The sequence below is a fragment of the Streptomyces spongiae genome (genome assembly GCF_009377185.1).
Classification (GTDB): domain Bacteria; phylum Actinomycetota; class Actinomycetes; order Streptomycetales; family Streptomycetaceae; genus Streptomyces; species Streptomyces spongiae.
This window is the reverse complement of sequence record NZ_VJZC01000587.1, coordinates 1-6,179: the sequence shown is the minus strand read 5'-3', so window position 1 is coordinate 6,179 and position 6,179 is coordinate 1. Positions and strand designations below refer to the sequence as shown.

The 6,179-nt window shown below is 70.9% G+C and carries 6 protein-coding genes; 5 read left to right on the top strand and 1 reads right to left on the bottom strand.

The window, feature by feature from the left end; translation table 11 throughout:
* Nucleotides 1–109: 109 nt before the first annotated feature.
* The 3 genes from FNH08_RS42170 to hutH all read left to right on the top strand — a co-directional run bounded on the left by FNH08_RS42170 (nt 110) and on the right by hutH (nt 3,796).
* Complete coding sequence (locus tag FNH08_RS42170) at nt 110–928, top strand: enoyl-CoA hydratase/isomerase family protein (RefSeq protein WP_152776800.1); 819 nt, start codon at nt 110–112, stop codon at nt 926–928.
* 66 nt (nt 929–994) lie between these two features.
* A complete protein-coding gene (locus FNH08_RS42165; RefSeq protein WP_152776799.1) occupies nt 995–2,155 on the top strand; it encodes a GGDEF domain-containing protein in 1,161 nt (386 codons plus the stop codon).
* 84 nt (nt 2,156–2,239) lie between these two features.
* Nucleotides 2,240–3,796: a histidine ammonia-lyase gene (gene hutH / locus FNH08_RS42160; protein WP_194238813.1), complete on the top strand. Its 1,557-nt coding sequence runs from the start codon at nt 2,240–2,242 to the stop codon at nt 3,794–3,796.
* Nucleotides 3,797–3,821: 25 nt separating this feature from the next.
* On the opposite strand, the gene FNH08_RS42155 is transcribed toward hutH, so the two are convergent.
* Nucleotides 3,822–4,175: a hypothetical protein gene (locus FNH08_RS42155; protein ID WP_322726336.1), complete on the bottom strand. Its 354-nt coding sequence runs from the start codon at nt 4,173–4,175 to the stop codon at nt 3,822–3,824.
* 110 nt (nt 4,176–4,285) lie between these two features.
* Here FNH08_RS42155 and FNH08_RS42150 point away from each other — a divergent pair, with 110 nt between their 5' ends.
* Both FNH08_RS42150 and FNH08_RS42145 read left to right on the top strand, forming a co-directional pair.
* The gene (locus FNH08_RS42150) at nt 4,286–4,630 is read left to right on the top strand and encodes a hypothetical protein (RefSeq protein ID WP_152776798.1); all 345 of its coding nucleotides are present in this window, start codon (nt 4,286–4,288) and stop codon (nt 4,628–4,630) included.
* Between the two features lie 242 nt (nt 4,631–4,872).
* Nucleotides 4,873–6,120, top strand: coding sequence for a L,D-transpeptidase (locus FNH08_RS42145; protein WP_152776797.1), 1,248 nt, complete (start codon nt 4,873–4,875; stop codon nt 6,118–6,120).
* Nucleotides 6,121–6,179: the final 59 nt, after the last annotated feature.

Sequence of the window (6,179 nt, the reverse complement as noted above, 5' to 3'; positions counted from 1 at the left end):
GGGGTGGCCCGGCCGTACTTCCCCCGGAAACTCCCCCACTTCCCCCGGCGGGGCCCGGCTGCGATGATCGGGGCCACCGGAAGTTAACCCGCGTTAACAGGAGGGCGTCATGGCGGAGCAAGGGGCGGGCCAAGGGGACGAGCGGCGGTTCGGGGAGTACGTCGTCGTGCGGCGGCACGGTCACGTCGCGGAGCTCGTGCTCGACCGGCCCAAGGCCATGAACGCGGTCTCGACCGACATGGCCCGCTCGATCGCCGGCGCCTGCGAGGCCCTCGCCGCCGACCGGGACGCCCGCGTGGTCGTCCTGGCCTCCACCCATGAGCGGGCCTTCTGTGTGGGGGCCGACCTGAAGGAGCGGAACTCGTTCAGCGATGCCGACCTGGTGCGCCAGCGGCCCGTCGCGCGCGCCGCGTACACCGGCGTGCTGGAGCTGCCCATGCCCACGGTCGCCGCCGTCCACGGGTTCGCGCTGGGCGGGGGTTTCGAACTGGCGCTGTCGTGCGACGTGATCGTGGCGGACCGTACGGCCGTGGTGGGGCTGCCCGAGGTGTCGGTGGGCGTGATCCCGGGCGGGGGAGGCACGCAGTTGCTGCCGCGACGGGTGGGGGCCGCGCGCGCTGCCGAGCTGATCTTCACCGCACGGCGTCTGGAGGCCGTCGAGGCGCGGGAGTTGGGGCTGGTCGACCAGCTGGTGGACGAGGGGCAGGACCGTACGCAGGCGTTGGCCCTCGCCGCTCGGATGGCCGCCAACTCGCCCGTCGGCCTGCGCGCCGCCAAGCGCGCGCTGCGTCTCGGGCACGGGCTGGACCTGCGGGCGGGGCTGGAGGTGGAGGACGCGGCATGGCGGTCGGTGGCGTTCTCGGGGGACCGGGCGGAGGGTGTGGCGGCGTTCAACGAGAAGCGGCCGCCGGAGTGGCCGGGCGAGTAGATCAGTAGGAGGTCAGTCGGCCATACCAATACCCCAAAACATCGCAAAACTCCCTAGCCTGGAGTGATGGGTGACGACAGGCGGTTGCGGGCCGTGGTGGCGCTGGCGCAGGGGATGGCGGCCGCGCACACGCCGCGTGAGGCCTGGCGGGCCGCGGCCGGGGGCGCGTGCCGTGCGCTCGCCGGGAGCTTCGCCGCGCTGTCGGTGTGGGAACGCGACCTGGGCCGCCTGAAGGTGCTCGTGAACGTGGGGAAGAGGGCCCCGGACGAGGAGGAGTTCCCCGACGGCGAGTCCTACCCCGTGCACCAGTTCCCCGAGATCACGGAGTTCCTGCACGAGCGCTGGGCGGGCGGGATCGGACCCAGCGCGTGGGTCGAGACGGTCGAGGGCCCGACCGGACGGCCCGACGCGGAGGTGTACTGCCACCAGCGCGTCGCCGCTCTGCGCCGGCGCGGTCGGGGCTGCTGTGTGATCGCGCCGGTCGTGCTGCACGGGCGCGCGTGGGGCGAGCTGTATATCGCGCGTCCGGCGGGCGCGGCGGTGTTCCGTACGCGGGACGCGGAGTTCGCGACCGTGCTCGCGGCCGTCGTGGCGGCCGGGATCGCGCAGTCCGAGCGGCTGGAGGAGGCCCGCCGGCTGGCGTTCACCGACCCGCTGACGGGGCTCGCCAACCGTCGTGCCGTCGACGTCCGGCTCGGCGAGGCGGTCGAGCGGCACAAGGCCGACGGGACGGTCGTCAGTCTGGTCGTCTGCGATCTGAACGGGCTGAAGGGGGTCAACGACACGCACGGGCACGCGGTCGGCGACCGTCTGCTGGAGAGGTTCGGATCCGTGCTGTCGCTGTGCGGGGCGATGCTGCCGGGGACCCTGGCGGCGCGGCTCGGCGGCGACGAGTTCTGTCTGCTGGTGGCGGGGCCCTCGGCGGACGACGTGGTCAAGGTCGCCGGTGAACTCTGCCGCAGGGCGGCGGAGCTGGAACTCGGCGAGGGGGTCGCGTGCGGGGTGGCCTCGACGGAGGACCCGATCGGTGCCGTACGGTCCCCGCGCCGGCTGTTCCGCCTCGCGGACGCCGCGCAGTACCGGGCGAAGGCGGAGGGCTCGCCGCGGCCGGTGGTGGCGGGCCGCGCGGGCCCGGACGACCCGGTGGTCCGCCTCGCCGACCGCCCTCCGGCGACCGACTCGCCCACGGGCGAACGGCGCCGCATCCGCGGGCGCCAGGCGGAGTGACGGGGCATGTAGGAGCCGGCATGTAAGGAGCTCTTCCCCGAACCGGTCGTGACATTCTGCGATTCAGTCCCTACGATCCTGAATATGGATATGCACTCTGTGGACCCGGTGGTGCTCGGGACGTCCGGTGTCACCGCGGCCGACGTCGTCGCCGTGGCGCGCGGTGGCGCCCGGATCGAGCTCTCCGAGGAGGCCGTGACGGCGCTCGCCGCGGCCCGCGACATCGTGGACGCGCTCGCGGCCAAGCCCGAACCCGTCTACGGCGTCTCGACCGGCTTCGGCGCCCTCGCCACCCGGCACATCAGCCAGGAGCTGCGGGCACAGCTCCAGCGCAACATCGTCCGCTCGCACGCCGCCGGCATGGGCCCGAAGGTGGAGCGCGAGGTGGTCCGGGCGCTGATGTTCCTGCGCCTGAAGACGCTCTGCTCGGGCCACACGGGCGTACGGCCCGAGGTCGCGCAGACCATGGCGGACGTGCTGAACGCCGGCATCACCCCGGTCGTCCACGAGTACGGCTCGCTGGGCTGCTCCGGCGACCTCGCCCCGCTGTCCCACTGCGCCCTCACGCTGATGGGCGAGGGGGACGCCGAGGGCCCCGACGGCGTCGTACGGCCCGCCGGAGAGCTGCTCGCCGCCCACGGCATCGCCCCGGTCGAACTCCGCGAGAAGGAGGGGCTCGCCCTCCTCAACGGCACGGACGGCATGCTCGGCATGCTGGTCATGGCCCTCGCCGACCTGGAGCTGCTCTACCGGTCCGCCGACGTCACGGCGGCCCTCACCCTGGAGGCCCTGCTCGGCACGGACAAGGTCCTCGCGTCCGAACTGCACGCCATCCGCCCGCACCCCGGCCAGGGCGCCTCGGCCGCCAACATGCTCGCGGTCCTCAAGGGGTCGGGCCTGACCGGCCACCACCAGGAGGGCGCGCCCCGCGTCCAGGACGCCTACTCGGTGCGCTGCGCGCCCCAGGTCGCGGGCGCCGGCCGGGACACGATGGCCCACGCGCGCGTGGTGGCCGAGCGGGAGCTGGCGTCGGCGGTCGACAACCCGGTGGTCCTGCCCGAGGACGGACGCGTCGAGTCCAACGGCAACTTCCACGGCGCCCCCGTGGCGTACGTCCTCGACTTCCTCGCCATCGCGGTCGCCGACCTCGCCTCGATCGCGGAGCGCCGTACGGACCGGCTGCTCGACAAGAACCGCAGTCACGGGCTCCCGCCGTTCCTCGCGGACGACCCCGGCGTCGACTCGGGGCTGATGATCGCCCAGTACACGCAGGCGGCCCTGGTGAGCGAGATGAAACGTCTCGCCGTCCCGGCCTCCGCCGACTCCATCCCCTCCTCGGCCATGCAGGAGGACCACGTCTCGATGGGCTGGTCCGCGGCCCGCAAGCTGCGCACGGCCGTCGACAACCTGACCCGTGTCCTGGCCGTCGAGCTCTACGCCGCCACGCGCGCCATCCAACTCCGCGAGGGGCTGACCCCAGCCCCGGCCTCCCAGGCGGTGCTGGAGGCGGTGCGCGAGGCGGGCGTCGAGGGCCCGGGGCCGGACCGCTTCCTCGCCCCCGACCTGGCCGCGGCCGACGCCTTCGTCCGGGAGGGGCGCCTCGTCGCGGCGGTGGAGCCGGTGACGGGGCCGCTGGCCTGAGAGCCTGGCCGGTGTCGCGTACGGGTCAGGAGAGCGCCGTGCGTTCCCGGCGGACCGAGTACGCCACGAACCCCGCGCCCAGGCCGAGGAAGAGGGTGCCGCCGACGAGGTACGGCGTGGTGTTCGGGCTGCCGGTGTCGGCGAGTTGGGTCGCCGTGCCCGTGGACTCCGAGGAGTCGGAGGTGGTGACCGCGCCCGTGGACGTGGACGTCTCGGTCGTCGTGTCCGCGCTCATGGTCGTCAGCTGTCGCTGCGTTGTTCCGTCCTGCGTCGCGTTCGCGGACGGGACGAACCACAGGGCGGCGAGGAGGGTTCCCGCGGCGGTGGCGGTCAGCAGCGTTCGACGTGCGGTTGACGACGATCGACGTGCGGCGGACACGAAATATCGATCCCCTTGTGGAGCTGGCGAATTGGCCGTGTGGGGTGATGTTAGTGAACGGCGCGGGTCACGGGAAAGTCACGGGAGCTGTAAGACGTACGCTCCCGCCTATGAACGCTTCTGAGACATCACAGTTCGTCCGGCTTCGGGTGGAATTGGTGGTCGAGGTCGAGAGCGCGGACACGCTGACCAAGGCCGCCCTGGAACGCATCAAGGGCGCGGACGATATGCCGGCGGACGAGCGGGTACACGCCGAGAGCGCGGTGACGCAGGACACAGCTGAGGCCCTCGCGTACCTCGTTGACCCGTTCGACCTGGTCAGCGAGGTGCCCGGGGTCGATCTGGCCCAGGCGTCCTGGAGCAGTGAGCAAATCGACTACGACCCTGATTCGCCTGATTGGGGCCCGGACGAGGATGATGTGTACGAGGACGAAGAGGAAGACGGGACCGGCTGACGCGCGGCGGGCGAGATTCACAGCCCCGGGCGGCAACCGCTGCCCGGGGTTCTGTCGTCTCACGAGGCGCACTGGCCACTTTGGTCCCAGCACCAGCCGTCCGGTCGGCGTCGACCGGACCCGGAAGTGGTGTGCCCCACACATCCGGAGGATGTGGAACGGGATGAGCCGGTCGTGGCGTTTGGGTTCGTACGGGGAATTCTCTGGGCTTTGGGGATTCGGCAACGATGGAGAAGCGTGTGATGACCAACAGTAGGCGGCGCAAGGGCCTCGCGGTCGCGTCCGCACTGCTCGGCGGGGTGCTGGTGCTCTCTGCGTGCAGCGGAGGTGACGACAAGGCGTCGGGCTCCGGTGGCGACACCTCGCAGGCCAAGGCCGACGAGGCGGCGGCCAAGAAGACCTCCGTGGCCGAGATCAAGATCACGCCGAAGGACGGCTCCGACAACGCCTCCATCAACAGCGCGGCCAAGGTCACCGTCGCCAAGGGCAAGCTGACGTCCGTCAAGATGGAGACCGAGGACGGTACCGCCGTCGCCGGCGAGATATCCGCGGACAAGAAGAGCTGGGCGCCGAGCGGTCAGCTGGAGCGGGCGACCCAGTACAAGATCACGGCCGAAGCGGAGGACTCCGAGGGCCGCGCGGCCCACGAGAACTCCACGTTCACCACCGTCTCCCCGGACAACAGCTTCCTCGGCTACTTCACGCCGGAGGACGGCTCCACGGTCGGCGTCGGCATGCCCGTCTCGATCAACTTCGACAAGGCCATCACGAACAAGGCCGCCGTGCAGAAGGGGATCACCGTCTCCTCCACCTCCGGCCAGGAGGTCGTCGGTCACTGGTTCAGCCCGAACCGGCTCGACTTCCGGCCCGAGGAGTACTGGAAGGAGGACTCGACCGTCACCGTGAAGCTGGCGCTCGACGGGGTCGAGGGCTCCAACGGTGTCTACGGCGTACAGCAGAAGACGGTCACCTTCAAGATCGGCCGCAACCAGGTCTCGGTCGTCGACGCCCAGTCCAAGCAGATGAAGGTCATGCAGGACGGCAAGGTCATCAAGACCATCCCGATCTCTGCCGGTTCGCCCGAGAACAAGACGTACCAGGGCCAGATGGTGATCTCCGAGAAGTTCAAGGAGACCCGGATGAACGGTGCGACGGTCGGTTTCACCGACGACGACGGCAAGGGCGAGTACGACATCAAGGACGTGCCGCACGCCATGCGTCTGTCGACGTCCGGCACGTTCATCCACGGCAACTACTGGGGCGCCAAGTCGATCTTCGGCAGCGTGAACACCAGCCACGGGTGTGTCGGCCTCTCGGACACCAAGGGCGCCAACGACCCGAACACGGCGGGTGCCTGGTTCTACAACAACTCGATCGTCGGTGACGTCGTCGACATCAAGAACACCGGCGACACCACGATCAAGCCCGACAACGGCCTGAACGGCTGGAACATGGACTGGGCTTCCTGGAAGGCGGGTTCGGCGGCCTGACGCCTGGCGCTCCCGCGAGACCGATTTCCTGACGACGGCGGCACGGGCCCTGCGGGGCC